Origin of the sequence: Actinomadura sp. 1N219, assembly GCF_044326405.1 — a bacterium.
Lineage (GTDB): Bacteria > Actinomycetota > Actinomycetes > Streptosporangiales > Streptosporangiaceae > Spirillospora.
Genome location: NZ_JBIRAY010000001.1, coordinates 711,659 through 737,679, shown reverse-complemented (window position 1 = coordinate 737,679; position 26,021 = coordinate 711,659). Strand labels below are relative to the sequence as shown.

Sequence of the window (26,021 nt, the reverse complement as noted above, 5' to 3'; positions counted from 1 at the left end):
GTCGTCCTTCCGCTAGCCGCGGGCCAGGCCGGCGGCCACCGGCGCCGCGGCACGGCGCGCGGCGGTCGACCCGTCGGGCGCGGGCGCGCCGTAGGAGACCTCGACGCCCCGCTCCCGCGCGGCCTCGACCAGGCCGGGCATGGCGCGCTCGGCGAGCGCGGCGATCGTCATCGCGGGGTTGACCGTGAGCCCGGTCGGGACCGCGGACCCGTCGGTGACGAAGATGCCCGGGTGGTCGCGCAGCTCGTGCCGGTCGTCCAGCGCGGAGGTGTACGGGTCGTCGCCGATGCGGCAGGACGACAGCGGATGGACGGTGTACGCCCCGACCACGTCGTTCGTCCACGGCATGACCTTGCCGAGGCCGTCCTTCTCGATGATCGCGCGGACGGCCTCGTCCGACTCGCGCCAACCGCGCTGCGTGTTCACGGTCGGGTCGTAGCGCAGGTTGCCGCGGCCGAGCATCTGCTGCGAGATGCGGTGCGCGTTGCCGGTCGCGGGCGGAGGGCCGAAGACGCCCTCGTTGTCGTCCTCCGACATCGTGAAGATGGTCAGCCAGGACTGCCAGCGCTTCAGCATCTCCTTCTTCTCCACGCCGAACCAGGTGGGCGAGATGCCGGTCGCGTCGGACGTCTGCGCCAGGATCGTGCCCAGGCCGGGCGGGAAGTAGAGCTGCTCAAGGGAGAAGCGCGAGTATTCGGGGAGGGAGCCGTCGAGGCGGTCCCAGTTGGCCACCACCGGGCCGCGCCCGATCTGGTTGGCCGCGTAGGACAGGCCGTTCCCCCGGTCGAGGCCGAGCACCTCGCGGACGCGGTCCTCGTCGATCACGGCGGTGTTGAGGCGCTCGCCGTTCCCCGAGAAGTAGCGTCCGACGCCGTGCGGCATCTTCCCGAGCATCGGCTCCGAGCGTTGCAGGATCACCGGCGTGGCGCCCGTGCCCGCCGCCAGCACGACGAGCTTGGCGTCGATCGTTCCGCTGCCGACGCTGACCCGGTAGTCCTCGTCGTCGATGACGTTGTAGTGCACCCGGTATCCGCCGTCGTCGTTGCGGGTCAGGTGCTGGACCTCGTGCATCGGACGGATCGCGGCGCCGTGGGAGAGCGCGGCGGGCAGGTAGTTGAACAACAGCGACCGTTTAGCGTCGAACTTGCAGCCCGCCATCATCCAGTTGCAGTTGACGCACAGCGAATTGTCGACCGCGACTGGGACGGGGTTGGCGGTGAGCCCCGAATGGTTGCAGGCCGCCCCCCACAGCCCGCCCGCGTAGGTGACCTCGTCCCAGGTCTGCTGGACGACCGGCATCGCCTCTTCAACCCGGTCGTACCAGGGTTCGAGGGATTCGCGGGACACCGCCTTCGGCCAGACCCGGCGGTTGATGCTGCCGCGCCGCTCGAACACGAAGCGCGGCGCGCGGGGCATGGCGGCGAAGTAGACGACGCTGCCGCCGCCGACGCAGTTCCCGCCGAGGATGCTCATGCCGTCCCCGACGACGAAGTCGAAGATCCGGGTGTAGGACGAGCCGAGCTTGAAGTCGTGGTCGAAGTCGTCGCCCTCCAGCCACGGGCCGCGCTCCAGCACGGTGACCCGCGCCCCGCCCGCGGCGAGGTGGTAGGCGGCGATGGCGCCGCCGAATCCGCTGCCGACCACGACGACGTCGGTGCTCTCAACGCTGGTCATGCCGGGCTCCCTGAAGGGGTCGTGTCGGGATGGACGTCGGCGAGCTTCTGGCCGTAGCCGTATTCGGAGAAACGCCAGAGACCGTCCTCGCCGGGCTTGGCCAGGCCCAGTGCCGCGATGCCTGGATGGCCGTCGGCGATCGCTTCGAGCGTGTTCAGGTGCGCGCCGGTGTCGAACGCCATGTTGGCGAACAGGGCCACGCTGACCCAGGCGTCCTTCTCCGGGTGGCCGGGCGCGACGAGCGCCTGGACGAGGGCGGTCCGCTCGGCGAACGGCAGCGCGACGAACGGCGGAACGTCCGGGTCCGGCGTCAGGCCGGCCCATTCGGCGTGCCGGCCCGCGTGCCCGTTCAGCATGGCGACCAGCTCGTCGAGGCCCGGCAGCACGCCGGCCGCCGGGGTCTCCAGCAGCTCGACCGCGCCGGCCGCCACGGCGCCGGGGCCCGGCGACGCGCCCGCGACGGCGCGGTCGTCCGGCCATCGCTTCTCGCCGGGGACGATCGTGTCCGCGAAGGCTTCGAGCGTCATGACCCTGACGGCCCGGTCCTCGTCTCTCGCCGGGGTTTCGGCAGACACCGGCGCCACCTCCTGTCGTCAGCGTTCGGTGATCGGTCAGCGTTCGGTGATGTGCATGGGGAGGCCGCCGCGGAGGCGGAGGGAGAGCATGGCCTCGGGAACCACCGTGTGGTTCCGGACCTTGGCCAGGCCCAGTTCCCGCACCACCATCGCCAGGACGAAGGTGGCCTCCATCATTCCGAGATGGTTTCCGACGCAGAACCGCGGTCCGGCGCCGAACGGGATGTGCGCGTAGCGGGGACGGGTGTCCGGGCTGTCCGGGTCGAACCGGTCGGGGTCGAACCGCTCCGGGTCCTTCCACAGCGCCGGGTGCCGGTGGATCGTGTACGGGGAGATCAGGACGTCCGAGCCCGCCGGGACGTGGTAGCCGCCGATCTCGTCGTCGGCCTGGGCCAGGCGGCTGAGCAGCCAGACCGGCGGGTACAGCCGCATGACCTCCTGGAGGACCATGGTGGTGAAGGGCAGCGCGTGGAGGTCGTCCAGGACCGGGGTGCGGTCGCCGAGGACGCGGGTCACCTCGTCCCGCAGCCGCTCCATGACCGCGGGGTGCCGGTCGAGCAGGTAGAACGACCAGCCGAGGGTGCTCGCCGTGGTCTCGTGCCCGGCGAGCATGAGCGTGACGAGCTCGTCCCGCATCCGGCGGCGGCCCACCGCCGGGTCCGCCTCCGCGCGGGTGGAGACGATCAGCAGGGACAGGGCGTCGTCGCCCTCAGTGGACCGGGCCGAGCGCTCGGCGACCATGCGGCCGACGATCCCGTCCAGCTCCCGGCGGGCCCGGCGGAACCGGAGCTGCTTGGGCAGCGGCAGCCACGTCGGCACCATGCCCTGGCTGACCATCTCGAACATGGCCTGGTCCTGGACGGCCTCGAACGCCTTCCCGATGGAGGAGTAGGCGCTGAGGTCGGTGTCCAGCAGCGTGCGGCCGAGCACGCCGAGTGTGAGGTCGGTCATCTCGCGGACGACGTCCACCGGCGGGCCACCCGCGTGCCTGCGCAGCTGGGAGACCAGCTTGGCGGCCTCCTCGATGATCGCGTCCGCCTGCCGGGCGATGCGCTTGTGCTGGAACGCGGGCTGGATGGCGCGGCGCTGCATGCGCCACAGGTCGCCCTCGCTGGTCAGCAGCCCGTCGCCGAGGGCACGCCGGGCCTGCGCCAGGCCGATGCCCTTGTGGTAGTTGCCGGCGTTGTCGGCCAGCACGTGCTTGGCGTGGTCGGGATGGTTGAAGAAGTAGAGCTGGCGGGGGCCCATGACCATCCGCACCGCGTCGCCGTAGCCCGCGGCGGTGGTCATCATGCCGAGCCGGTCGGAGACCAGCTGCTTCAGCAGGCGCGGGGTGGCGCTGAAGGGGGTCCCGGGCGGCAGCCGCCGCCCGCCGCGCCCGCGCCGCCGGGCCGCGCGCGCCCGCCGGGTCGTGGTGGTCATGTCTGGACCTCGTTTCGTCCCGGCTCAAGCCGGTGGAAGCGCCCCTGGTAGAACAGCAGCGCCTCGTCGTGGTCGGCGCCCGGCCGGTCCATCGACAGGACCCGGCCGAGGAAGATCGAGTGATCGCCGCCGTCGCAGGTGTTCCAGGTCTCGCACTCGAACCTGGCCAGGGCGCCGGCGATCAGCGGCGCCCCGGTGAGGGGCCCGGCGTCGGTGTCGACGTCCTCGAACTGCGCGGCACCCAGCGGACGCGACGTGTCCGCGAAGTGCCGCGCGATCCGCTCCTGGCCCGCGGTCAGCACCGACACCCCGAACAGCCCGGCGTCCAGCGCGTGGTGCATGACCGCCTTGTGGCCCACGCAGACCAGCACCAGCGGCGGGTCGAGCGAGACCGCGGTGAAGGAGTTGGCCGTCATGGCGTGCGGGGTCGCGCCGCCGACCGTCACCACCGTGACCCCGGTGGCGAACGTGCCGAACGTCCTCCGCAGCGCCTTGGTGTCCAGCAGCCGCTCGGCGGATGTCGAGTTGACGCTCACGCCGTGCTCCCCGCCTCGACGCGCGCCCCGTTCCCGGGGACGTAGGGGGCCAGCGCCCGGGTCAGCGCCTCGGGGACGCGCGTGGGGACGGTCCGCGTGTTGGGCCCGCGCATGCAGGCCACCCGCTGCCGCCCCCGGGCGACGAGCGTCTCCAGGCCGCCCGGGTCCAGCCGGACGTAGTCGAAGCCGAACTCCAGTTGGGTCTGCGCCAGTTCCAGCAGGCGCATCCGGATCGACAGCTCGTGGAACGCGGTGATCTCGGCGAAGAACTCGCAGTCGACCTTCAGGGTGAACAGCTTGAGGTCGTCGCGGAGGTCGTCCAGCACGTCCGGCGCGCGGTCCTTGAGGAACATCTCGCGGCAGCGCCCCTGCCACCGCAGGTAGTTGACGTAGTAGACGTTGCCGACGATGTTGGTCTCCTCGAAACCCACGATGTGCCGGTACTCGTAGTAGTTGTCCGTGGTCATGACCGTCCTTCCACGAGGACCGCGAAGACGACCGGCCCCGGGCGGTCCCGCAGGGTCGTGACGAGCGTCGCGATCCGCAGCGGGCCCGAGGCCAGGACGATCCAGGCGTTCCGCCGTCCGGGCGTGAGGGTGAGGGACGCGTCGGCCGGGAGCCCGGCCTTGCGCAGGCATTCGATCGCCGACCACACCCGCGTCCCGGCGGTGTCGGGAGACTCGTCCGCCTCCCGGGCGATGAGCGCGGCCAGCGGCGCGTTGCCGCCCAGCAGGCCGTCCCAGTCCCCGGCGGAGCGCTCCGCGACCGGTTCGACGTCGCACCCGAGCGGGCCGTCGCCTGCGACGGCGAGGGTCAGCCCGGCGCCGTGCGACGCCGAGACCGTGCCGCCGTCGAGTTCGGGCCGCCCGTCCGGGCGGTACCGGACCTCCACAGGACGGCCGAGCGCGCGACCGGCGGCCAGCGCGGTCTGCGTGCGCCGATCGCCGCCTTCCACGTCAGGTTCCACGGCCGTGGCGACGCGGACGCCCGTGAGGTCCTCCACCTCGCGCTCCAGGTAGGAGCCGAGGAGGGGGGCCACCCAGGGGCCGCTTCCGTCGCCCTTGCGCACGGCTTGGAGCCGCAGGCCGTCCCAGCGTTCGACGACCTCGCCCGCGCCGTTCCGGACGGCGATGTCGTACACGTAGGTGTCGCCGTCCTGGCTGCGCTCGGTGGCGGTGTACCGGAGGACGCCATCGGGCCGACTCGCCTCCACCACCGCCGCCGGGCCGACGTGCACCCGGTCGATGCCGCGCGGGAGCAGCGTCGCGTCCGGGACGCAGACCTGGTTCCCGTGCATCAGCGCGTCCCGCGTGCCGGGGTCGCCGAGCAGCAGCTCACCGGACAGGAACCCGGCGAACCAGGTCACGCCCGGCGCCAGCGCGACGTCGGCGTCCACGTGCCGGGCCGCGGCCCGGTGGAACGCGCGGAGCCGCTGGAACCTGGCCCCCTGGAACGCGACCCCGCCGTACAGCTCGGTCATCGGATCGAGCACGACGTCGGGCAGGCCCTCAGTGACCTGGTCGGGCGGCCCGGCGGCCACTTCGGCGCCGGAGAACACCAGCGTCGCCTGGAAGTGCTCGGCGGCGTAGCCGGTCTCCTCGCTGCGGATGACCACGCGCACCGCGCGGTCGGCCACGACGGCGGCGGCCACCCGGATGGTGGTCGAGCCCTCCGGCGGGACGACGATCGGGCGCAGGAACTCCGCGTCCTCCACGACCGGCGGACCGGTCCAGCCGGTCGCGGCCGTCGCCGCCTGCGTCATGGCCTCCAGGCCGAGCACCGCCGGGAACAGCAGGTTGCCGTCCAGCAGGTGGTCGGCCAGGTACGGGTCGGTGCCCGCGTTCAGCTCGACCTCGGTGACCAGCTCGACGCCGTGGTAGCGGACGAGCGGCCGCTCGACGAACCGCAGCAGCGGCAGCTCCGGCAGGTCGTGCCGGACGGTGTCGATCCCGCCCGTCCGGCCGCTGATGACGGTGACCACCGGCGCGTCCGGGTCGGACACCAGCCGCCGCATGATCTGCACGCCCTGGTCGGGCGTGATGGCGGTGATGCCCTCCTGGGACAGCCCCTCGACCACCGACAGGCGCTCGCCCATGCCGACGCCCGACCAGACCGACCACTCCATGCAGAGCGTCCGGCAGCGGGGGTGCCGCTCGGCGAACTCGGCGGTGAGTTCGGCGAGCCACTCGTTGGCGGTGGCGTAGTGCGCCTCGCCGCGCAGCCCAGCCCGGCCGATGATGCTGCCGAAGGTGACCAGCAGCTTCAGCGCGCCGGGGTCGACCGCGTCCAGCACCGCGCGCAGCCCGTCGAGCTTCGGGGCGAAGGTGCGGCGGAACGCCTCGAAGTCCAGTCCCGCGATCGCGGCCGGTTCGTTGCGCCCGGCGCCGTGCAGAACGGCCGTCACCGGCCCGACCGACGTGGTCAGCTCCGCGATCGCGGCGCGGACCTGGTCCGGTTCGGTGACGTCGGCGCGGGCGTAGCCGACCGTGACGCCCGCGTCGGCCATGCGCGCCAGGTTGGCGGCCAGTTCCTGATCGTCGGCCGGGTCGGACCGGCCCAGCAGCGCCAGCTTCGCGCCGGTGTCGGCGGCCACGGCCAGCGCGCATTCGGCCGTGATGCCCTTCCCGCCGCCGGTGACGAGCAGCACGTCCGAGCCGTCGAGGACGTGCTCGACCCGTCCGGCGGTCGCGGGCATGGCCCGCAGCGTCGGGACGCGCCGGACGCCGCCGCCGTCATAGTGCACCTCGCTGAAGTCGGCGGTGGCGGCGACCTCGTCCACGACCTGCGTCACCGCGGTGCCGGAGTCCGGCGAGCCGGGCGGCAGCTGCACGATGGTGACCTTCAGGCCCGGGGACTCCAGCCGCAGCGTCTTGGCCAGCCCCGCCGCGCCCCGGCCGTGCTGGACCAGGACGAACCGGCCGTCCGGCTCGCGCAGCGCCCGCCGCGCACCGTCCAGCGCCAGCTCGACCTGATCCCGCTCGACGTCCCGGGGGAGGCAGACCAGGACGCCGGAGCCGACGTTCGCGCGCTCCAGCGCGCGGCGCAGCGGCTCGGCCAGCGGATGACCCTCGGTCGCGTGGACGTGCCACGTGCCGTTGTCCTGCGGCGAGGTCCGCGCGGGGAGCGGCAGCTCGTCCAGGTCGAGGCCGAACGGCCGCGACCACGAGGCCGCGCCCGCCACGACCGGGGCGGGCCCGGCGTCGGCGGTGGCGGTCTCGGCCAGGGTGTCCAGGGCCTGCCCCAGCTCCGCCAGCGTCGCCACGGCGAAGTTGGTCGGGACCTGGGTCACCGGCAGGTTCATCGCCTGCGCGGCCTGGTTGATGACCTGCCCCACCGTGATGGAGCTCAGGTGCAGGTCGTCGAGCAGATGGCTGTCGTCGGTGACCATCTCCGGCGGCAGCTCGATCCGCGCCGCCACAAGACGGCGCAGCACCTCCAGGCCCGGCAGGCCGTCCTCCGGGTCGTCGGCCAGGACGTCCGGCGGAGCCTCCGGGCCGCCCGTCTTCCGGCCGCTGCCCCCGCGGATGGTGACCGGCGGCGCGGCCTCGGCCGGGCTGGCGAAGAAGGAGAACTCGGCGCCGATCTCCAGCGGCCGGGTCAGCCGGCCGTGGAACAGCGCCTCGTGCCGCACCGGAGCGCCCAGCACGTACGCCGCGCCGATCGCCCCGAACAGCGGGGCCAGCGACTCGGCGTCCGTGTCGAGCGGCAGCGCCGGAAGGTCGGCGATGCCGGTGGCGAGCCGGCTGAGCACCGTGCCCGGTCCGACCTCGATGAACAGGTCGACGTCCTTGGCCGCCAGCTCCACCGCCTGCGCGAACAGCACCGGGTCGACGATCTGGCGCCGGAGCAGCGCGGGCAGGTCGGCGCCGGGGGCCAGGACCTCGCCGGTGACCGTGGACACGATCCGGCGTCCGACGGCGCCGAACGACTCCCCGGCCAGCTTGTCGCCGAACGCCCCGGCGGCGGGGGCGACCAGCGGCGAGTGGAAGGCGTGCGACACCCGGATCCGGGTGAACCCGACGCCCGCCTCCGCCGCCTCGCGCCCGGCGGCCTCGACCGCCTCCGCCGATCCGGCGACGACCGTCTGCCCGGGGCCGTTGTACCCGGCGATCACCACCGGGAGGCCGCTGATCAGCTCGTCCACCCGCGGCGGCGGGGCGCTGATCCCGGCCATGGTGCCGGACGAGCTGTGCTCGGCCATCGTCTGGCCGCGCACGCCCGCCACCCGGAGCAGCGTCTCCTCGTCCATCGCCCCGGCCCAGTGCAGGGCCGACAGCTCGCCGAGGCTGTGCCCGACCGCGACCTCGCCGTCCAGGCCGAGGACCGACAGGGCGCGCAGCCCCGCCATCGACCCGGTCACGATGCGCGGCTGCGCGACGGCCGTGGCCACCATGTCGCCCGAGGTGGGCAGCGCCGCGTTGAGATAGACCTCCTCCACCTCGGCGAACCGGCGCCGCAGCGCACCGCCGCTGGTGCCGCGGCCCGAGCCCTGGCCGGGGAACAGCAGCCCGATGCGGGCGGCGCGGGCGGCGTGCCCGAGGAAGGCGCGCGCGTCCGGGGAGATCAGCCGGATCTCGCCTTCGTCCAGCGCGTCCATTACCTGCCGCAGCCGCTGCTCGGCGTCGTCCGGAGAGGACACCACGACGGCCGCCCGGTAGGGGAGGTCGCGCAGCCGCTCCTGCAGCGTCGCCGCCAGGTCGCCGAGTTCGGCGTAGGCCAGTTTCGGGACGAACTCGACGAGCTCGGCCAGCCGCTCGCGCAGCCGTCCGGGCGAGTCGGCGTCGACGATCAGCAGCTCGACGTCCTGGACGGAGGCGGAGAGCCCCCTGATCCGGGTGTCCACGGTGACGCGCCGCCGGGGGGCGGTGCTCTCCACCACGACGTGGGTGTTGATGCCGCCGAAGCCCATCGCGGTCACGCCCGCCCGGACGGGTTGCCCCTCCGGGAACGCCTCGGCCTTGCGGAGCGGACGCAGCGCCGCGCCCTCCTCCGCCAGCACCGGATGCGGGTCGACCATGCCGGTGGTCGGCGGCAGCACCTGGTCGTGCACCGCCATCACGGCCTTGATCAGCCCCGCCACCCCGGCCGCGGCCTTGGTGTGCCCGATCATGCCCTTGATCGAGCTGACCGCGGCGGGCGGAGCGCCCGGGTCGGCCGCCCTGCGCGCCAGCGACAGCGCGGTGAGCTCCGTCCTGTCGCCGACCTCGGTGCCCGTCCCGTGGCCCTCGAACATCGACACCGTGTCGATGCCGAACCCGGCCCGCTCGTACGCGCGCGCCAGCGCCAGCCGGTACCCGCCGATCTCGGGACGGGTGATGCCGCCCTGCCCGTCGGACGAGACGCCCCAGCCCGCGATGGTCGCGTAGATCCGGCGGCTCTGGGCGCGGGCGTCGTCCTCCCGCATCAGCACGATCATCCCGGAGCCCTCGCCCGGCCAGAAGCCGTTGGAGTGCCGGTCGTAGAGCCGCATCTCCCCCCTGGCCAGGGCGCCGGTCTTGGCGAAGCCGATGATCTCGAACGGGTCGATGGACAGGTCCACCCCGCCCGCGATGGCGATGTCGACGTCGCCCTCCAGCAGCGACCTGCACGCCGTCACCACCGACAGCAGCGACGAGGAGCACGCGCCGTCGACGGTGTAGCCGCCGCCCTTGAGGTCGAAGTGGTTGCAGATGCGCCCGGCGATCGTGTTGGACAGGCCGCCCGCCAGGGAGTCCTCGTCGATGCCGGGGAACGGCTTCTTGTAGGCCGCCTCCAGATCGTCGAGGAAGTCCGACAGCCGGTCGTCGTCCCACCCCTCCTGCTCGCGCAGCGCCGCCGACACGACCCGGCGGACGTAGGGCCAGCGCAGCCGCAGGTTGTTCGCCCGGACGAACTCGCCGGTCAGGGTGTTGCCGACGATCACGCCGGCGCGTTCCCTCGGGAGCCCCTCGCCCTGGGCGAAGCCCGCGTCGGCGAGCGCCTCGCCCGCCACGTCCAGCGCCAGCCAGTGCGTGAGGTCGGTGGCCCGGTACGTGCTCCCGGCGACGCGGTGCGCCGCCCGGTCGAACTCGTAGCCCTCGATGACGGCGGCCGTCTTGGCGTAGAACCGGTCCGGCGCGGCCGGGTCCGGGTCCCAGTAGTCGTCCAGGTTCATCCGCTCGTCGGGCAGGCGCCGGAAGGCCCGGCGGCCCGCCAGGGCGTTCTCCCACAGTTCCCGCGGTGAGGTGGCGTCCGGATAGCGGCACGCCATCCCCACGATTGCCAGCCTGGTCATGCGGTGACGACCTTCTTCCCGTCGAGCGAACCGTTGGCGGCCTCGCCGTCCTGGCCGGCGTCGCCGTCCTGGCCGGCGTCCTCGATCGCCTTGGCGGCCCGCTCCTGCGCCTCGCGCTGCTCGCGGGCGCGGTTGGAGATGTGCAGCGACCACAGGAAGCCGCCCCGGATCGCGCAGACGGCGGCGGTCGCGAAGAACAGGCCGTAGGCGATGCTCATGCCGGTGAGCAGGCCGTAGACGACGGCGATCCCGGCGCCGAACGCGAACTGCGAGGCGGGCGCGGACGGGCTGGTCCCCGGGTCGGTGACCATGTAGTTGGTGTAGAGGACGAACGCGACGCCGGTCATCATGATCAGCGCGGCGGGGATGGAGACGTCCAGCAGGACCCCGCGCACCACCGCCTGGATCACGTAGAAGCTGACCCAGCCCATGATCAGCCACACCCGGCCGGTGAGCTTGGCGTTCAGCATCGTGCCCGCGCTGAGGATGATCGCCGGGACGAGCCAGTCGACCGGGCTCTCGAACCGCTCGGTGAAGTGGTACGGCGGCGCGATGCTGGCCCAGGGGAACACCAGCAGGATCACGGCGATGCCGAAGTTGGACGGGTTCATGTAGTGCCGCATGCGGCCCTTGACCGGGGCGCGCAGGACCCATTTGGCCCCGACCGCGACCAGCACCCCGAAGATCATCACCCAGACCTTGTCGTTGACGTAGATCAGCATGTTCACGGCCAGCGCGGTGATGTGCGACGGGTAGAGGAACTCCATGACCCCGCGCATCCCGTTGCCCATGAAGCGCGGCGTGCGGCGCTCCACCCGGGCCGAGACGAACTCCAGCGCCGACTCGAAGGAGTAGGCGGTGGCCAGCGCGATGAACGGCCAGACCCACGGCTGCTCGAACCCCAGGATCGTGTAGCCGAAGATGTTGAACACCGTGATCGACATGGCGAAGTTGCGCAGCGCGATGACGACCTTGGGGCTGTGCCGCGGACCTGCCGGGGCCGGGGCGGCCGGGGCGGCCACGGCGCCGTTCGAGACGTTGTCGTTCGAGGGAGCGGTGGTGGACATGAGCGGTCACTCCTCCTTGGCCTGAGAGCCGAGCTTCAGCGCGTGCCGGCCCGGGGTGAGCTGCAGATCCTGCTTGTGCATCCGGCCGGAGCGGTCCCGCCAGCACAGGTTGACCTGGACGGGCCCCGAGACGCTGCCGAGGCCCACGTGCACGTCGGTGCTGCGCTTGCCGGAGTGGCCGCTGCCGCCGTCGACGCGCGCCACGTGCTTGCGCCCGTCCGGGGTCGTCACGGTCACCTGGGCGCCCACCACCGGGGACCCGGGCGCGGGCAGCGTCCCGGCCGCCCCCTTCGCGGGCTCGGTGTCCTGCTTCGCGGGCGCGGAATCGTGGGTCAGCCGCAGCCCGAGGAACGCGCCGGGCTTCGGGCTGTCGTTGTGGTAGAAGACGGGCTCGTCCCACTGCCGCGCGACGGCCATCTCCAGCCGCCCGTCGCCGTCGGCGTCGCCGGTGGCGATGCCGCGGGTCGGCACGGGGATCCCGATGCCGAGCTCCCGCGCGACGTTGACGTACTCGCCGGGGCTCTTCTCGGCCCAGAAGTGCAGCCGCTGGCTGCCGGCGATGTCGTCGCCGGCCCGCACGTTCGGCCACAGCTCCGGGTGCTCGACCACCAGGTCGTTGGACGCCGCCAGCTCCTGGAGCTGCGGCCACCGGTTGACCTCGCCCTTGACGAACCCGGTCGTCTGCGCGATCGCCGGACGGCCGGAGTTGTCGAAGTCGGCGGCCTTGGCGTCCCAGCTCCAGCCGGACCAGGCCGTCCCGGTCTCGCTGCTGCGGTCCTTCCACGGGGCCTTGCCGTCGCGCAGCTGAGTTCGCAGGTCAGCCTGGTTCTTGGCGGTGTTGTAGAAGTGGAGGTTGCTCTCCTGGATGCCGAACGTCGTCGTGATGTTGCTGACGAACATGTCGTACAGGCCGTCGTGGTCGAAGTCGGCGAAGTCGATGCCCATGCCCTTGAACGAGTCGTCGCCGATCCGCTTGGACTTGGGCAGGCCGGCGGCGCGCGCGCCCTTCACCGCCTGGAACTCGATCTTGCCGGGCCGGGAGATGTTGTAGAGCATCGCGTCGGTGCCGTGGTCCTGGCCGATGTAGAGCTCGGGCAGGCCGTCGCCGTCGACGTCGTTGGCGCCCGCCGCCAGCACCCAGCCCTTGGAGACCTTGTCGGGGAGGGCGTGGTCGGCGCGCTGGAAGGTGACCGAGGGCTTGTCGCCGGACGCGGCCCCCGTCCAGCGGAAGAAGTAGTCCTCGCCGCCGTTGTGCGCGGCCGACAGCGACCGGTTCATCGCCACGCCGCCGCTCTTGCGGTCGTCGAGGACGGGCCCGTGCGGGAAGTAGTTGCCGAGGTAGAAGTCGACGTGGCCGTCGCCGTCGAAGTCGTCGACCGCCACGGCGTTGGAGTTCCACTCCGCCCCGGTGTAGGTCGAGCCGCCCGCGTTGGGGACCACCTCGACGGGGGTGTAGGCGGCGGCCGTGAGCTGCTTGGCGTCCGGCCTGGCGAGCTGGATGATCGGCGTCCGGCCCCAGTAGTAGACGAGGAGGTCCATGCGGCCGTCCTCGTTGAAGTCGCCCGGGGAGCAGCCCATCGGCGCGATGGCCGGGTTCATGGGCAGGGAGCCGGGGCTCAGCGCGAACGGGCGGTAGCGGTCGGCGCGGGCGCCCGGCGTCGGGGTCACCACGACCTGGTCGATGCGGGGATCGGTGACGCACAGGTCGTTGGCGAGACTGTCGCCGTCGAGGTCGTTCATCGAGATCCCGGCGCCGACGGACGAGATCCAGGCGTCGATGTTCTTGTAGTCCTTGTTGACGCGCCGGATCGTCTGCTGCCGGAAGCCGCCCGGCAGCGCGATGTTCATCGGCGTGAACCTGTAGCGTTGCGCCACCTCGGACTTCTCGGCCGCGGGCGCGTCGGGCAGGCGGACGGCATAGAACGTCCCGACCACCACCACGAGTGCCACGACACCCGGCAGTTGCCGGCGCAGCCAGCTGAGGACTGCCATGGATCAGCTCCTCCCACGCGAAACGAATTCGTCGGCGATGCGCCTGCGCCACACCTCGTGGGCAGGGAGCTCGCCCTGGTCCCGCCCGTCGGGACGGGTCCGGACGCAGATGTCGGCCGCCTCGTCCGGCGGCAGGTCGCAGAACACCCCGGTGGCGACCCCGGTGTGCGGGTACTCCAGCCCGGCCAGCCGCCTGGCCTCGGCCGCGAACGCCGAGCCCTGCGCGACCTGGGGGCGGCAGTCGCCCGCGGCCTTCCAGAAGCGGCGCAGCTCGTCCTCGTCGGCGCCGCCCGCGTAGGTGGCCGCGAGCCCGGCCCCCGCGTAGAGGTCCGGACGCCGCCGGACGGGGAACTCCCCGATGAGGTCGGTGACGACGTCGGCGTCCGTCCCGCCGACGAACCACAGGGCGCGGCCGATGCCCTGGTCCAGGGCGCGGCCGGCGTACCACTGGTGCCGGCCGCCCGGCCAGGGGAACGCCGGGTCCTCGTGCTGCCCCTTCACGTACTTGTCGGTCTTGAAGTACGCCTGGTGGAAGCCGTAGCCGTCGAGGACGAACCACTGCAGCAGCGGGTCGAACGCCATCTTCGGCCACAGCGGTCTCGGCAGCCGCGCCATGGCCCAGCCGATCCCGACGTAGGCCATGTAGATGTGGGGGGCGCCCGGCCCGGCCATGAACCGCCCGACCCTGCGGCCCCGGGCGAAGGTCAGCCCGTCGACGACGGTGAATCCCATCGCGGCGCCCTCGTAGGCGAAGCCGCGGAAGCGGGCCGGGATCTCCGCGAGCCGGTCCGCCAGCGCCGCCCCGCCGCCCGTCTCCACCGCGTGGCCATAGCCGGTGAGGAATGTGCGCCCGACCCTTTCCAGAAGGTCTTTGGCGATTGCGTCCTTGACATGAAACTTACGCGTCTCAAGCGATGTCGCCGAGACATTCGGAGTGAGCATGCGACGTAGCAGCGCTTTCGATCCTCTGGACAACGTTACTCCTCGATCCGCGGACGTTCTCCTGCCGCTGAGCTGCGCATAGCGCAGGAGTTGCGCGGATTCCATCAATGCACACGGAAACCGCGCCAAGGACGTCACCGCGATCCACCCGACTCCTTGGCCCGGCAACCCGTGGCGCACCTTGACTCATAGAAACAAGGACGCCAAGGCCGCGGCTACTTCATCTGTGCTCACCCAACAGAAGAGCAACCTGCCAAAACAAGAAGAGCAATTTGCGAGACAAGTCGGCGGCAAATCGCGGGGCGCACGCGAACTCCGTCCCGCGTCGGCGGCACGGTGCGGCACGGTGCGGCATGGGGGCGGCGTGGAGGCCGGGGGCTCGGTCGATCAGGTGTGGCGGGAGGGGCCGAGCGCCGCGAGCCGCTCCCGGACGTTCCTGCGCCAGTGCTCGTAGCGCGGGACACCGTCAGCCTGGCCGTCCGCCTGGCCGTCCGTTCGGCCGCCTGCGGGGGCGGTGTCGTCGGCGAGCTCCACGATGGCCGGCAAGGGCAGTCCGATCAGGGCGGACGCCGCCTGCTCTCCGCTCGGCGGCACGTGTCCCGCGTAGGACCTGGCCTTGAGCGCGAAGACCGCTCCCTGGGCCAGCTCGGCCCGGTGCTCGCCCGCCTCGTCCGCGAGCGCGGACAGGCCGGCGGGATCGCAGCCGCCCGCGAACGCCGCGGCGAGCCCGACCCCGCTCCAGAGGTCGGCGTGCCGCCCGGACGCGAAGCGCCGTACCGCCCGGCCCACGTCCGCGACCTGCGCGCCGCAGATGAACCACAGCGCCCGGCCGATTCCCTGGTCCACCGCCCGCGGGAAGTAGTCGGGAAACCCCTGCCACGGATAGGGAGAAGGACGCTCCTGCCCCCGCACCCATCGCTCGACGTCGAAGTAGGCGAGATCGAAGCCGTAGCCGTCCACGGCCAGCCAATTCATCTCGGGGTAGTATCCGGGGTCCTTCAGGTCGGGCAGGACCTTCTTCCACATCATCCTCGGCAGCCGCGCCATCGCGAAGCCGATGCCGATGTAGGCCAGAAAGATATGCGCCCTGCCGGGCCCGGCGAGAAGTTCATGCGCACGTCCACTGCGGCCCGGCATCACGTCGCGCACCGTGCATGCCATCGTCGCACCCTCGTAGGCGAAGCCGCGCAATTCCGGGGTCACCATGTCCAGCCGGCGCTGGAGCTCCCAGAGGCCGGACGCGTCGATACCCCATTCGAATCCGCATACCACTGACTGGGGAATCGCTTCGAGGTGTTCGATCGCCGGCGCCGGCGCGGCGGGAAAGCCCCGTTCCGCAAAGGTCACGTCTCGCAGAGACGGGGCCAATACGAGCCTGCGCACCGACCCCAGAACGGTCGCCATCACAATCTCCCCATCGGGAATCCGACGATTCACGACCAACGTTCGCACACCGCAGGACCGGACGCTTCTCCCGTCATGCCGCGGAGCGGCGGGCGTGGATGCCGGCGCACATTAATGATCATGAGCGACGCCGCCCGCGGGGAGGGGAGATCGGTGGAACGGGCCAAGGTGACCAGGCGCGCGGGCGGACCGTATCTCCCGCGCCGGGCGGCCTTAAGGGCCGGGCACGCCGTTCCACCCGGGCCCGCCACCCTGCACATGACCAGAGTCAAAACCGTCCTCACCCCTCCGTCGCCAAACCCGGCGAAGCCGGAAACGGCACGGGCGGACAATTTCTCCAGATCGGTCTCTGCGGTAGTCTTAAAGACCCCCAGGAAGGACGGCAGGAACATGCAGGCAAGAGCTGACCGTACCCGGCGTCTCATCTTGCAAGCGGCCGCAGAACGTTTCGAGGCCCGGGGCTACGTCGGCACGCACCTCAGTGACATAGTCAAGGGCCGGGGCATAAGCAAAGGCGCCCTCTATTTCCACTTCCCCTCCAAAGAGGCGCTCGCGACGGCCATCCTGGAGGAACAACTCAGCCTGGTCCCGTCCATGGCCGACGAACTCCGCGACCGCCGCCGGAGCGCGATCCAGGCCCTCGTCGACCTGTCCCTGCGCACGACGGAGATGCTCCGCGACGATGTCGCGATCCGCGCCGGCACCCGCCTGGCCTGCGAACTCGACCGGATCGGGACGTCGGTGCCCCCGCTCCTGCCCACCTGGACCGACGCGGTCGAGGACCTTCTCACCGAGGCCAGGGAGCAGGGCGATCTGCTGCCGGACGTCGAGGTCAGGAGCGTGGCCGAGGTGATCGTCGCGACCGTCGGGGTGGCCGGGCGCAGGCCGTCCCGGCCGGTCGAGGGGTGGAGCGTCGACCATCACCGGCGGATCCGGGCGATGTGGCGCCACCTGTTCCCCGGCCTGGTCACGCCGGTCTGCGCGGCCAAGCTGACGTCCGGCCTCACCCCGCCCGGCCCACCCCTTTAGCGCCCGTCAGCCCCCGGTTCACGACGGCACAGCCCGGGTTCACGACGGCCCGGCACGGCTCACGACGGTCCGGCACGGCTCACGACGGCAGCCGGACGATGCGGAGGAACGACGGCAGCGTCCACGGGCGGCGCCCGCCCCGCAGGACGACCCCGCCCGTGAAGGCGGCGCGCGCCTTGCTGATCCGCCCGAACAGCATCAGGTTGAGCGTCACCGGATTGAACGACAACCTCACGTCCACCGGCCCGCCGCCCGGCTCCTCCACCGTGACGAAACCATCCGTCAAGGCCATGACGCGAGTAGACGTGAACTTGGACGAGAACTCCACCGCGACCCGGCCCTTCGGGGCGGGCCCATGGCCGTCGAGCAGCCTGCCGTAGCCGTAATGCGTGACACCCAGCAGGAAAAGGTCGAAGAACAGGCCCGCCTCTTCGGGCGGCACGACCCACGGAGACCCGGCGGCCAGCGCGACGTCGCGGCCGTGGATCTGGAATTCGTTGACCAGATGGGCGAGGACCCCCGCCAGCGGGACCTCCGAGCCGCCCAGCCACGGAATGGCCGCCGCGGGGTCGGCTCCCTCCGTGACCTGGAGGATCGTGTCCAGGTCGGCGCGCAGGACGCGCCCGATCTTCTCGGGGTCCCGTTCGGTGAACTCGCCGAGGAGCTCCTCGTTGAAATCATCGACCGTGTCGACGACGGTCTCGTTCACCAGGTTCTCGGCCCCGGGAAACGGATACGGGCGGCCGTTCGCGTCCACGATCGAGGCGTAGATCCGCGCCAGCGTCGCGACATGGGCGGCGGTGTCCGCCACCGACCAGTCCCGGGTCGCGTTGGACGTCGTCCGCGCCGCCCTCTCCAGCAGTTCGGCGAAACGGTCGCCGGTCTCGTCGAGCGCCTTTCGCGCACTCGTCCATCTGTCCTGCGTAATGGGGACGATCATTGCCCGGCCCGCACCGAGTCGGCGGCCTTCTCGACCGGTCGTTCCGGCGGCGTGAACGGCCCCCACGCGAAGGCCGGCAGCCACGGCGCCGGGTCGGCGCTCCACTCCAGCGCCGCGATCTGCTCGACGGTGCGGCGTCCGGTGAGGCTGCGGAGCAGGTCGTGCGGGTTGGGGGCGGTGAGCTTCGCGGACGGCCTGTCTCCGCCGGTGCTCCAGCTCGCACCGGGGGTCGTGATCTCCAGCGCGGGCAGGCCCCGCTTGCGCACCTCGCCCGAGGATCCGCCGACGACGACACCGAGCACGCCGGGATAGGCGGGATGCCCGTCGACCGCCGCCACGCCCGGGCCGGGCGCCACGCCCGGCCCCGACGCCGCGCGCAGTGCCTCGCGCAGGTCGAGTTCGTGCGTGAACGCGTCCATCACCAGGACGTTCGTCGCGGGGTTGAGCTGGGCGGCGATCAGGTCGTCCAGCCGCGCGCCGGACTCCCGCCATTCCCGCAACAGCCGCGCGAGGCGTGGTGCGTCGTCGCCCGGCGGCGGGTCCGCGCGGGGCTCGCCGTCCGGCCCGTCGCCCGTGAGCCGGCGGGTCGCCAGCCCGCAGATGTCGACGAGGTGCCCCACCAGGTCGAGCACCGTCCACTCCGGGCAGGCGGGCACCGGCAGGCCGGCGGCGTCCGGACGCCCCTCCAGCAACGCGATCACGTTGTTCCGCACCCGCTCGTAGACGAGGTGGTTGGGTGCCGATTCCCCTTCGCCCATGCCGACTCCTCCTTCGTCACGCATCCGTCTCTCAGAGGGGGGTGTTGCCGTGTTTGCGGCGCGGCCCCTGCTTGCGCTTGTCCCGCAGCATCGCCAGCCCGCGGGCGACGGCCGAACGGGTCTGCACCGGATCGATCACATCGTCCACCAGTCCCCGTTCGGCCGCGTAGTAGGAATGCATGAGCTGCCTGGAGTACTCCTCCACCAGCTCGGCGCGCAGCACGCCGGGGTCCGCGGCCGCGGTCAGCTCCTTGCGGAACAGGACGTTCACCGCGCCCTCCGCCCCCATGACCGCGATCTCGTTGGTCGGCCAGGCGAGCGACAGGTCGCAGCCGATGGAGCGCGAGTCCATCACGATGTAGGCGCCGCCGTAGGACTTGCGGACGATGACCTGGACGCGGGGCACGGTCGCCTCGCAGTAGGCGTACAGGAGCTTGGCCCCGTGCCGGATCACGCCCGCGTGCTCCTGGTCGACGCCCGGCAGGAACCCGGGGACGTCCACCAGCGACACCAGCGGGATGCCGAACGCGTCGCAGAACCGGACGAACCGCGCCGCCTTCTGCGCCGCGTCCGCGTCCAGCACGCCCGCCAGCACCAGGGGCTGGTTCGCCACGACGCCGACCACCTCGCCGTCGATGCGGCCCAGCGCGCAGATCACGTTCCGCGCCCAGTTCTCGTGGATCTCGAAGAACTCGGCGGCGTCCACCAGCTCCTCGATCACCCGGCGCATGTCGTACGGCCGGTTCGGCTCCACCGGGACGATCTCGGCCAGCCGCGGCCGCTCGTCCCGGGTCGCGCCGGTCGGCGCCGCGGCGGGCGGCAGGTCGAGATTGTTGCTCGGCAGGAGCGAGACCAGGAAGCGCACCTCGTCCAGGCACGTCTCCTCGTCGTCGTACACGAACGTCGCCACGCCCGTCTTGCCGCCGTGCACGTCCGCGCCGCCCAGCTCGCCGTGCGTGACCCGCACCCCGCTCACGGCCTCGACCACGTCCGGGCCGGTCAGGTACATCTGCGCGGTGTCGCGCACCATGAAGGTGAAGTCGGTCAGCGCGGGCGAGTAGGCCGCTCCCCCGGCGCACGGCCCGAGCACCACGCTGATCTGCGGGATCACCCCGGACGCCTGGACGTTGCGCTGGAAGATGCCGCCGTAGCCGTCGAGGGCCAGCACGCCCTCCTGGATCCGCGCGCCGCCGCTGTCGTTCAGCCCGATCAGCGGGGCGCCGTTCTCCACGGCCAGATCCATCACCTTGTGGATCTTGGCGGCGTGCGCCTGGCCCAGCGAGCCGCCGAACACCGTGAAGTCCTGCGCGTAGACGAACACCCGGCGGCCGCCGATCGTCCCCGACCCGGCGACCACGCCGTCGGTGTGCGGACGGTTCTCGCCGAGCTTCAGGCCGTGCGCCTGGTGCCGCCGGAACATGCCGATCTCGACGAACGAGTCCTCGTCCAGGAGCTGATCGAGGCGTTCCCGCGCGGTCCGCTTGCCTTGCCGGTGCTGCCGCTCGACCGCCGCCTCGCTCCCGGAGAGCACGCGCGACCGCAGCCGCTCGCGCTCCTCGCGCAGCTCCCGCATGGACGGCGCGCCAGGCCCGCCGCCCTCCGCGCCCGGCGCGGTCCTCTCCGCGTCCGGCGCGGTCCCCTCCCGGACGGGTCCGGGAATGGGCCCGCGCCCGTTCGGCCGCGGCACCGCGACCGGGACGAAATCGGCCTCCGGAGCGCTCACCGCCCCTCCGTCCGTAGTTCGCGTTCATCGCCCGGCAGGCCGGTCCGCCCGGCGAGGCCCGCCTGCCCCGCCGTCAGCAGCCCTTTCCCGCGCAGCCACCGCACCGTGTCGCGGAACGTCTCGTCCACCGGCCGCGGCTTCGGGGCCCCGGCGGGCCGCAGGTCCGCGGCGCAGGTGTGGACGGCGCCGTACTCGGCCGGGATGTGCCAGGGCCACACGCGCTGCAGGACGTCCGCCAGCAGGCCGACGGGCAGCATCGTCCGGGCGGGCAGGAACACCGCCGGCAGCCGCCGTCCGGTCACCTCCCGGAGCGCCGCCACGTACTGCCGCGTGGACAGGTAGCGCCCCGGCGTGTGGTGGCGCCCGCCGCCCTCGCCGTGCCCGCCGTCGAAGAGGTCCGCGTGGAACTCCGCCGTGTCGCGGACGTCGCCCACCGGGAAACCGCCCGTCGGCCACATGGGCATCAGCCCGCGCAGCGCATTCCGCAGCCGGGCCGTCTGGTCGCCGAGATTGGGGTCGTGCGGGCCGAGGAGCGCGGGCGGATAGGTGATGGTCACCGGAGCGCCCGCCGCCTGGTGGCCGCGCGCGATCCGCTCCGCCGCCGCCTTGGTCGCCGTGTACGCCTCGCGAGGACGACCCACCGGCGCGTCGACGCCAACGATGCGCCACGTCGTTGGGGACAGCGCTCCGAAGGTGGACACGTGGACGATCTGTCCCGCGCCGTGCCGCCGGGCCGCGTCCAGCACGACCTCGGTGCCCCGCTCGTTCACCCTGCGCATCTCGGCGCGGCGCCTGCTGTCGAAGGAGTAGACCGAGGCGGCGTGCAGCACCGCGTCCGCGCCCCGCACCGCCCCGTCGACGGCCGCCGCGTCCGTGACGTCGCCGACGGTCGTCGCCACGGCGCCGAGGTCGACGCCCAGCGGGGCCAGCGCCCGTTCGGCCTTGCCCTCGTCGCGGACCAGCAGCCGGACGCGATGCCCCCGCCGCACCAGCGCGGCGACCGAATGCGCCCCGACGAACCCGGTGCCGCCGGTCACGCTCACCAACATCGAACCATCTCCCGCGCCCTCAGTACTTCGAGAAAAGAAAGTGAACACAACCGGAGTCATTTCAATTACGCGCGATGAAAGGCCCCGGCGCTCCCAGCGTGCCCAGCGACGATCACCGGCGCATCTCTGAGCATGCGGTCCGCCCCAGGCCCGCCCCCGCGCCCGGCTTCACATCCCTCGACCACCCGCTGAACAGAGATCACAGCAACCACAAACGCACCAATGAGAAGGGGCGCAACATCGCTCTCAACTATCTGACTTGCCGCCGATACGAAATCGCATACGCTTCGCTTCGCGAAAACAGCTTGACCGCCCCTCTCCACAGGTCAGGAACGCACGGACTCCGATGTAAATCTCATAGGAACACTCACGGCCATCTGGGGCACACTTCCCGTCCAAGGGGAGTTCAAGGAGAAACGGCCTTGGAGATCATCTACGGGCGCCGCGACCTCATCCTCGAACGGCGAGGTGACAGCGCCTTTCGAGGTACTCCGGTCGCCGGAGGCGGACGCACCCAGGACCGCTCCGCGTCCCACCGCCGGACGACCGGACCGCCGCACGGTGGCATCATGGCGTGCGCGGCCGCCCGGCTCGCCGCGAGCGACCGGATCGGCGAGGCGGCCCGTCCGCCGGCCGCATCGCAGCAACTCAGGGGCATGACGGCCGTACCCTCCGATCCCTCGGCCCGCTCGCGCGGCAGCGCGGGACCGAACGGGGATCGGCACCGCGATCATTACGCTGCGTGACATCGGACGGCCGGAACACGCCAAGCCGGAGGCCGTGGGACCGGTCCGGGACACGGGTCTTTTCTGCACGTCGTGGCACTTGTCAAGAGCAAGTAAGTAGAATGTTTCCAGCGTTTTCGGTCACTTAGCGGAGCCGATTCACGCCGTTGCGGAGATTGCCCGCCACCTTGTCTGTGTACTGTGCGTTGATACGGGCGAGCCCCCGCGCGACGGCCAATCAAGGTGAGCATCCAAGAAGTATTGCCAGAAGTCGGACAGCCGGTATCTTTTTGAATCAATCGGGATCAGGCATGGAGCTCGTCGCGTCGCCATCGCCGGGATGACCGCGTCCCTCTGGCGACACTGCGTCAGAAAGGACGGGGGTATTCCTGTGAGACGACCTGGGCTGTTACCTCGGAGCAGAGCTCTGGAAGATCATCTGGGGGAGTCGCCGTCCACCGCTCACCACGATCTCGAGACCGTCGCCGTCTCCGCCCTGACGTCGAGCCTGTCGCCCCGCCGCCTGCTGGACGAGGAGCACGTCCGGCGGCTCAGCGAGATCGAGGACCGGTTGCCGCCGATCCTCGTCCACCGCGGCACCATGCGGGTCGTCGACGGCGTCCACCGGCTGCACGCCGCGGTCCGGCAGGGGCGCACCGAGATCGAGGTCCGCTACTTCGACGGCGACCTCGGAGACGCCTTCCTCTGCGCGGTGACCAACAACGTGACGCACGGCCTGCCGCTCTGCCTGGCCGACCGCAAGGCGGCCGCGGAGCGGATCATCGTCTCCCACCCCTGGCTGTCCGACCGCGAGATCGCCCGGCACGCCGGTCTCGCCGCCAAGACGGTCGCCGTGATCCGAACGCGTTCAACCGAGGATTCTCAGGGGTCGAACACGCGCCTCGGGGCCGACGGACGGGTCCGCCCGGTGAACGGGACGGCGGGCCGGAACCGGGCCGCCGAGGCGATCGCCCGGCATCCGGGCGCCCCGCTCCGGGAGATCGCGCGGATCTCCGGAGTCTCGCTCGGCACGGTCCACGACGTGCGCCGCCGGCTGGACCGCGGCGAGGATCCCCTGCCCGCCCGCCAGCGCCGGTCCGGGGACGGCGGGCGGCGCCTCACCGCGACCGACCGGCCCCCCGGCGCGGATGACGACGACCCGGGAGCGGACGCCGTCCCCACCGCGACCCGGGCCGAACCGGCGGAGGACCCCCTGCTCCTGCTGCGAAAGGTCGCCAAGGACCCCGCACTCCGGAACACCGTCCGTGGCCGCGAGCTCCTGCGGCTGCTGAGCACCTGGTCGACCGCAATCGAGAACTGGACGGCCCTCGTCGAGGCCGTCCCGCCCTACCAGGCCACCACGGTCGCCACGATCGCGCGGCTGTGCGAGGAGAGCTGGAACGATCTCGCACTCGCCCTGGAGAACCGGGGCGTCACCACCGACTGATTCCGCCCGCCCCGCCGCACGGGGCCGGCCTGGGCACCCGCGCTCATGGGGCCGTCCGCCGTCCCGGGCACTCCGCGCCGGACCCCGGTGCTCCCGACCTGCACCCTGCGTAGCCGAATTGGTCCACAGGGCCATTCTATGTTCAACTTCCTGCCCTTTACGCGCCAAATCGCTCTGATAATATGACCGCTATAAAAAGGCGACTGAGAGGCAGCCCGGAAACTCCCACAGAATCGCACTTGTTCAACCCGGTCAGCTACGAAGCGGGGATTCATGAACGACGCCACCGTCCAGAGCATCCGGCGAGTCATCGAAAGCATCAGAGAGAACATAGGCGAGCAGATCACCATTGACGACATGGCGCGCACGGCGATGTTCAGCAAGTTCCATTTTACGCGCCTCTTCCAGCAGGCCACGGGTGTCTCGCCTGGACGGTTCCTCTCCGCGGTCCGCCTCCAGGAGGCCAAGCGGTTACTTCTGTCGACCTCCCTGAGCGTGACCGAGATCAGCCACATGGTGGGATACAGCAGCGTCGGCACCTTCAGCTCGCGCTTCAAGAGCAGCGTCGGGCTCTGCCCCACCGATTATCGTGATCTGCAGGGCCTCCAGCCGGCCTCCCCCCTCGAAACCCACCGCCCGGAAACGCTCTCCACGACACTGCAGGGAGATTTCTCGCCCGCCGAGCCGGACAATGCAGAAAGAACTGTTTTCATCGGGCTCTTTCCCGACGCGATTCCGCAGGGCATGCCCGCTCGATGTACGGTGCTCGACGGCCCCGGCCCCTTCAAAATGGAGAACGTCCCCGAGGGAACGTGGTACGTGCTGGCGTACGCGGCCGAGCCCGGCGTGACGGACGACCAGGAGAGCGCGCGCGTCGCCATGCACGGCCCCGTCACGGTCAGGAACGGCCAGCAGCTCCCGATGGTGCGGCTCGGGCTCCGGCGGATGCAGCCTCTCGACCCGCCCGTCCTCCTCGCCCTTCTCGACACGTCCCACACGGCCGCCCGGCGCGGCGGCATGGACGACAACGCGCACCTCTCGCAGGTGGGTTCGTTCGAACGCGCTCCAGGACGCGCCGACCTCCCCGGACGAGCCGACCTCCCCGGACGATCCGACCTTCCGGGACGCGCGCGTCCGGCCCGGCCCGACCCGGCCCGGTCCGACAGGGGCTCCGCCGTCCACCAGCCCATCCCGTCCTCCGACAAGGAGCACGCCCGCCGCAGGACCCTGCCGCGCCCGGTACGGCGCGGACCCGCCCCCGTCCCAAGTCACCGCCGGTGACGATCGCACGCCAATTCACACAGCGCGACCGGTGTAGCGCGAGAGCAGACCGGTGTAGCGCGAAGGCATGAAAGCAATCTCCGAGTAGAGCCGCCGCTCCGCGCCGGTGTTGGATATCAGGGCGGAACGAGCCGACGCAGGAGGGAGACCTGGCATGGCGACGGAAACCGCGCCGGCAAGGCGATTCGGAACGGGACTGCGACCACTCAACCAGCGTTATCACCGCGCCTCTCTGGGCGTCTTCCTCGTGATAGTCATCGGGCACTGGGCCGAGCACATCGCGCAGGCGATTCAGATCTACGCGCTCGGCTGGTCGCTGAAGGAAGCGCGCGGCGTGCTCGGAATGCCGTTCCCCTGGCTCGTCACCTCGGAGTGGATGCACTACGGCTACGCCTTAATCATGCTCATCGGCTTCATCCTGCTGCGATCCGGCTTCGTCGGCAGGTCGAGGGCCTGGTGGAACGCGGCGCTGCTGATCCAGGTCTGGCACCATTTCGAGCACCTGCTCCTGCTGCTGCAGGCACTCACCGGCAACAACATCGCGGGCCGTGCCGCCCCGACGAGCATCATCCAGCTCCTCATTCCACGGGTCGAACTCCATCTGTTCTACAACGCGGTCGTCTTCATGCCGATGGTGGTGGCGATGCTCCTGCACCGGCGACCGCGCGAATCCGAACACGGTCACATGCTTTGCACCTGCGCCGTCGATTCCAAGCGATAAAGGCCGGGGATGGCCGACCGGCGTCGCTCTCATGGATTGACCGTAATCTCGATCCTCGTGGCGGCTTACTTGCTCTACTTGGCCGTCCCGAACGTTGGACCGGCCCTCCGCGCCGCCAGCGCCGAAGGAACTCCAGGGGTATTCACCGCACAGCAATTGCAATGCATCCAGCATCCCGGACATGAGAGCTGCAGCTGGAAGGGTGAGTTCAGGTCCGACACCGGAGGAATCCACCGGACGGGCGTCTCCCTCCACGGCGCCGGCCGCGACTCGCTGCAGGTCGGAGCGCAGACCAAGGCCGTCGACGTCGGACGGACCAGCCGCGTGTACAGCCCGGACGGTTCCCGCGAATGGGTGGCCATAGCGCTCATGGTCCTGACGAGCGCGATACTCCTCACGTTCGCCTGCCTCAGAATGAGACCCCGCCGCAGCACCACTCCCGCCGCCCCCGAAGACGTCCTGACGACACGCGACCCCTAGGTG

At 71.5% G+C, this 26,021-nt stretch carries 20 protein-coding genes; 6 read left to right on the top strand and 14 right to left on the bottom strand.

Annotation, left to right across the window (positions count from 1 at the left end; all coding sequences use genetic code 11):
- Window positions 1-12: 12 nt before the first annotated feature.
- The 10 genes from ACH35V_RS03375 to ACH35V_RS03330 all read right to left on the bottom strand — a co-directional run bounded on the left by ACH35V_RS03375 (window position 13) and on the right by ACH35V_RS03330 (window position 15,865).
- Window positions 13-1,674, bottom strand: coding sequence for an FAD-dependent oxidoreductase (locus tag ACH35V_RS03375; RefSeq protein ID WP_395970017.1), 1,662 nt, complete (start codon window positions 1,672-1,674; stop codon window positions 13-15).
- Window positions 1,671-2,249: a DUF5987 family protein gene (locus ACH35V_RS03370; RefSeq protein ID WP_395970016.1), complete on the bottom strand. Its 579-nt coding sequence runs from the start codon at window positions 2,247-2,249 to the stop codon at window positions 1,671-1,673. Before ACH35V_RS03370 ends, ACH35V_RS03375 begins: the two co-directional genes overlap by 4 nt.
- A 36-nt stretch (window positions 2,250-2,285) precedes the next feature.
- Window positions 2,286-3,671 carry a cytochrome P450 gene (locus tag ACH35V_RS03365; RefSeq protein WP_395970015.1) on the bottom strand — a complete coding sequence of 462 codons (1,386 nt, stop codon included), beginning with the start codon at window positions 3,669-3,671 and terminating at the stop codon, window positions 2,286-2,288.
- Window positions 3,668-4,207 carry a flavin reductase family protein gene (locus tag ACH35V_RS03360; RefSeq protein WP_395970014.1) on the bottom strand — a complete coding sequence of 180 codons (540 nt, stop codon included), beginning with the start codon at window positions 4,205-4,207 and terminating at the stop codon, window positions 3,668-3,670. The genes ACH35V_RS03365 and ACH35V_RS03360 overlap by 4 nt, the downstream gene beginning before the upstream one ends.
- Window positions 4,204-4,674: an acyl-CoA thioesterase gene (locus ACH35V_RS03355; RefSeq protein WP_395970013.1), complete on the bottom strand. Its 471-nt coding sequence runs from the start codon at window positions 4,672-4,674 to the stop codon at window positions 4,204-4,206. The genes ACH35V_RS03360 and ACH35V_RS03355 overlap by 4 nt, the downstream gene beginning before the upstream one ends.
- The gene (locus ACH35V_RS03350) at window positions 4,671-10,460 is read right to left on the bottom strand and encodes an SDR family NAD(P)-dependent oxidoreductase (protein WP_395970012.1); all 5,790 of its coding nucleotides are present in this window, start codon (window positions 10,458-10,460) and stop codon (window positions 4,671-4,673) included. Before ACH35V_RS03350 ends, ACH35V_RS03355 begins: the two co-directional genes overlap by 4 nt.
- Window positions 10,457-11,527, bottom strand: a complete 1,071-nt coding sequence (locus ACH35V_RS03345; RefSeq protein WP_395970011.1) for an enediyne biosynthesis protein — start codon at window positions 11,525-11,527, stop codon at window positions 10,457-10,459. The genes ACH35V_RS03350 and ACH35V_RS03345 overlap by 4 nt, the downstream gene beginning before the upstream one ends.
- Before the next feature lie 6 nt (window positions 11,528-11,533).
- Window positions 11,534-13,519 carry a CRTAC1 family protein gene (locus ACH35V_RS03340; RefSeq protein WP_395970010.1) on the bottom strand — a complete coding sequence of 662 codons (1,986 nt, stop codon included), beginning with the start codon at window positions 13,517-13,519 and terminating at the stop codon, window positions 11,534-11,536.
- Window positions 13,520-13,522: 3 nt separating this feature from the next.
- Window positions 13,523-14,494 (bottom strand): DUF1702 family protein, encoded by a 972-nt coding sequence (locus ACH35V_RS03335; RefSeq protein WP_395970009.1) that lies wholly within the window; start codon window positions 14,492-14,494, stop codon window positions 13,523-13,525.
- Window positions 14,495-14,848: 354 nt separating this feature from the next.
- On the bottom strand, window positions 14,849-15,865 hold the full coding sequence (locus tag ACH35V_RS03330) for a DUF1702 family protein (protein ID WP_395970008.1): 1,017 nt from the start codon (window positions 15,863-15,865) through the stop codon (window positions 14,849-14,851).
- 75 nt (window positions 15,866-15,940) lie between these two features.
- On the opposite strand from ACH35V_RS03330, the gene ACH35V_RS03325 reads away from it, so the two are divergent.
- Window positions 15,941-16,894 carry a ScbR family autoregulator-binding transcription factor gene (locus ACH35V_RS03325; protein WP_395970007.1) on the top strand — a complete coding sequence of 318 codons (954 nt, stop codon included), beginning with the start codon at window positions 15,941-15,943 and terminating at the stop codon, window positions 16,892-16,894.
- A gap of 79 nt (window positions 16,895-16,973) precedes the next feature.
- Here ACH35V_RS03325 and ACH35V_RS03320 read toward each other — a convergent pair whose 3' ends face one another.
- The 4 genes from ACH35V_RS03320 to ACH35V_RS03305 all read right to left on the bottom strand — a co-directional run bounded on the left by ACH35V_RS03320 (window position 16,974) and on the right by ACH35V_RS03305 (window position 21,364).
- On the bottom strand, window positions 16,974-17,834 hold the full coding sequence (locus tag ACH35V_RS03320) for a maleylpyruvate isomerase N-terminal domain-containing protein (RefSeq protein WP_395970006.1): 861 nt from the start codon (window positions 17,832-17,834) through the stop codon (window positions 16,974-16,976).
- Window positions 17,831-18,592 carry a DinB family protein gene (locus ACH35V_RS03315; RefSeq protein ID WP_395970005.1) on the bottom strand — a complete coding sequence of 254 codons (762 nt, stop codon included), beginning with the start codon at window positions 18,590-18,592 and terminating at the stop codon, window positions 17,831-17,833. Before ACH35V_RS03315 ends, ACH35V_RS03320 begins: the two co-directional genes overlap by 4 nt.
- A 31-nt stretch (window positions 18,593-18,623) precedes the next feature.
- The gene (locus tag ACH35V_RS03310; RefSeq protein WP_395971125.1) at window positions 18,624-20,165 is read right to left on the bottom strand and encodes an acyl-CoA carboxylase subunit beta; all 1,542 of its coding nucleotides are present in this window, start codon (window positions 20,163-20,165) and stop codon (window positions 18,624-18,626) included.
- 146 nt (window positions 20,166-20,311) lie between these two features.
- The gene (locus ACH35V_RS03305; protein WP_395970004.1) at window positions 20,312-21,364 is read right to left on the bottom strand and encodes an NAD-dependent epimerase/dehydratase family protein; all 1,053 of its coding nucleotides are present in this window, start codon (window positions 21,362-21,364) and stop codon (window positions 20,312-20,314) included.
- A gap of 422 nt (window positions 21,365-21,786) precedes the next feature.
- Here ACH35V_RS03305 and ACH35V_RS03300 point away from each other — a divergent pair, with 422 nt between their 5' ends.
- The 5 genes from ACH35V_RS03300 to ACH35V_RS03280 all read left to right on the top strand — a co-directional run bounded on the left by ACH35V_RS03300 (window position 21,787) and on the right by ACH35V_RS03280 (window position 26,018).
- Window positions 21,787-22,110, top strand: coding sequence for a hypothetical protein (locus ACH35V_RS03300; protein WP_395970003.1), 324 nt, complete (start codon window positions 21,787-21,789; stop codon window positions 22,108-22,110).
- 370 nt (window positions 22,111-22,480) lie between these two features.
- Window positions 22,481-23,536 (top strand): chromosome partitioning protein ParB, encoded by a 1,056-nt coding sequence (locus ACH35V_RS03295; RefSeq protein ID WP_395970002.1) that lies wholly within the window; start codon window positions 22,481-22,483, stop codon window positions 23,534-23,536.
- Between the two features lie 273 nt (window positions 23,537-23,809).
- A complete protein-coding gene (locus tag ACH35V_RS03290; protein WP_395970001.1) occupies window positions 23,810-24,817 on the top strand; it encodes a helix-turn-helix domain-containing protein in 1,008 nt (335 codons plus the stop codon).
- A 154-nt stretch (window positions 24,818-24,971) separates the two neighbouring features.
- Window positions 24,972-25,538 carry a hypothetical protein gene (locus ACH35V_RS03285; protein WP_395970000.1) on the top strand — a complete coding sequence of 189 codons (567 nt, stop codon included), beginning with the start codon at window positions 24,972-24,974 and terminating at the stop codon, window positions 25,536-25,538.
- A gap of 57 nt (window positions 25,539-25,595) precedes the next feature.
- A complete protein-coding gene (locus tag ACH35V_RS03280; protein WP_395969999.1) occupies window positions 25,596-26,018 on the top strand; it encodes a hypothetical protein in 423 nt (140 codons plus the stop codon).
- Window positions 26,019-26,021 lie beyond the last annotated feature (3 nt).

Coding starts and splice junctions, on each gene's coding strand:
- ACH35V_RS03290 (WP_395970001.1), top strand. CDS start 23,810: ATGAACGACGCCACCGTCCAGAGCATCCGGCGAGTCATCGAAAGCATC.
- ACH35V_RS03315 (WP_395970005.1), bottom strand. CDS start 18,592: ATGGGCGAAGGGGAATCGGCACCCAACCACCTCGTCTACGAGCGGGTG.
- ACH35V_RS03340 (WP_395970010.1), bottom strand. CDS start 13,519: ATGGCAGTCCTCAGCTGGCTGCGCCGGCAACTGCCGGGTGTCGTGGCA.
- ACH35V_RS03375 (WP_395970017.1), bottom strand. CDS start 1,674: ATGACCAGCGTTGAGAGCACCGACGTCGTCGTGGTCGGCAGCGGATTC.
- ACH35V_RS03345 (WP_395970011.1), bottom strand. CDS start 11,527: ATGTCCACCACCGCTCCCTCGAACGACAACGTCTCGAACGGCGCCGTG.
- ACH35V_RS03355 (WP_395970013.1), bottom strand. CDS start 4,674: ATGACCACGGACAACTACTACGAGTACCGGCACATCGTGGGTTTCGAG.
- ACH35V_RS03325 (WP_395970007.1), top strand. CDS start 15,941: ATGCCGCGGAGCGGCGGGCGTGGATGCCGGCGCACATTAATGATCATG.
- ACH35V_RS03350 (WP_395970012.1), bottom strand. CDS start 10,460: ATGACCAGGCTGGCAATCGTGGGGATGGCGTGCCGCTATCCGGACGCC.
- ACH35V_RS03365 (WP_395970015.1), bottom strand. CDS start 3,671: ATGACCACCACGACCCGGCGGGCGCGCGCGGCCCGGCGGCGCGGGCGC.
- ACH35V_RS03305 (WP_395970004.1), bottom strand. CDS start 21,364: ATGTTGGTGAGCGTGACCGGCGGCACCGGGTTCGTCGGGGCGCATTCG.
- ACH35V_RS03320 (WP_395970006.1), bottom strand. CDS start 17,834: ATGATCGTCCCCATTACGCAGGACAGATGGACGAGTGCGCGAAAGGCG.
- ACH35V_RS03330 (WP_395970008.1), bottom strand. CDS start 15,865: ATGGCGACCGTTCTGGGGTCGGTGCGCAGGCTCGTATTGGCCCCGTCT.
- ACH35V_RS03310 (WP_395971125.1), bottom strand. CDS start 20,165: ATGCGGGAGCTGCGCGAGGAGCGCGAGCGGCTGCGGTCGCGCGTGCTC.
- ACH35V_RS03285 (WP_395970000.1), top strand. CDS start 24,972: ATGGCGACGGAAACCGCGCCGGCAAGGCGATTCGGAACGGGACTGCGA.